The organism is Polyangium sp. 15x6, assembly GCF_029960785.1.
Lineage (GTDB): Bacteria > Myxococcota_A > Polyangia > Polyangiales > Polyangiaceae > Polyangium.
In genome coordinates this window covers 1-1003 of record NZ_JASBQE010000256.1, presented here as the reverse complement: position 1 = coordinate 1003, position 1003 = coordinate 1, and the positions used below count along the sequence as shown (strand labels likewise).

Below are 1003 nucleotides of genomic sequence, written 5' to 3'. Positions count from 1 at the left end.
GCACCGCCGCTGCCGCCGCTGCCGCCAGTGCCCCCGGTGCCGCCGCTGCCGCCAGTGCCCCCGGTGCCGCCCGCGCCGCCGCTGCCGCCGGCGCCGGAGCCGCTCGTGTTCGAGCCGCCGTCACTGCAGGCGGCAAGGAGGATGGTGGTGGTGATCAAGCCCAAGGAAATCGCGCGTTTCAGCATGGGGGGCATGCTAGCGGATTCGGGGCGGGCGAGGTGACGGAAAGAGGTCTCGCGAGAGGACGAGGGCAACGCGCCCGTGCTCTCAAAGGCGTCGATACCACCTGCAATCGTATGCCATACCTGCAATCGTATGCATGCTATTGGTGGACCGCCTCGCGGTGTCCGCTCGAATTCATCCCTCGGACACCTTGCGATCGGTTCAAGCTATTTTGCTATCGTCATGTATACTTGTAGACGGACGACCATGGAACGCCGCAGCCCTGCGGTTCGATGAGCGAGGGTGACGCACGGATGGGTCCGCAGGGCACGAGGCGCTCCGAAAGGATGTTGATCATGAACGGAAAATTTCTTTTCGTGGCGATGATGGGCCTGGGCATTCCGACGGTGGGATGCTCGCAGATGGCAACCAACGAGGAGCTCGCTGCGCTCGATCTGGTGGGTTACGCGCCGCAGGAGAACCCCACGGGCGGCGGTACGAGCAACCATCTCGCACCGCATGATTATCATTCGTTGAAATACAAGCTGCTCGATGCCATGGGCCACGCCCTGGCGACGCGGAGCTGCTCGGGTACCTGCTATCCTACGCACGCATTGTCCGCCGATATCCCCGACACGGAACTCCTCGACACGTTCGAGGGTCAGGAGCTTTTCAAGATTGCGATCGAGTGCGCGCTCCCCGAGGGGGAATACGTCGTAAGTCCTCGCCCACCACCGTCTGGACGACCATCCGCGCCCATGGCAGGCGCCACGTGCGCGGCACGCGCATGCTCGCCGCGCCGGCGTGCGCTCGGCGGGTTCGTCGCAGCCGCACAATAACC

At 64.5% G+C, this 1003-nt stretch carries 2 protein-coding genes; one reads left to right on the top strand and one right to left on the bottom strand.

From position 1 onward, the window contains the following. The coding region (locus QHF83_RS53320; RefSeq protein WP_282425883.1) for a hypothetical protein at nucleotides 1–185 on the bottom strand (185 nt) is incomplete at its 3' end. A gap of 333 nt (nucleotides 186–518) precedes the next feature. On the opposite strand from QHF83_RS53320, the gene QHF83_RS53315 reads away from it, so the two are divergent. Next, on the top strand, nucleotides 519–1001 hold the full coding sequence (locus tag QHF83_RS53315) for a hypothetical protein (protein WP_282425882.1): 483 nt from the start codon (nucleotides 519–521) through the stop codon (nucleotides 999–1001). Nucleotides 1002–1003 lie beyond the last annotated feature (2 nt).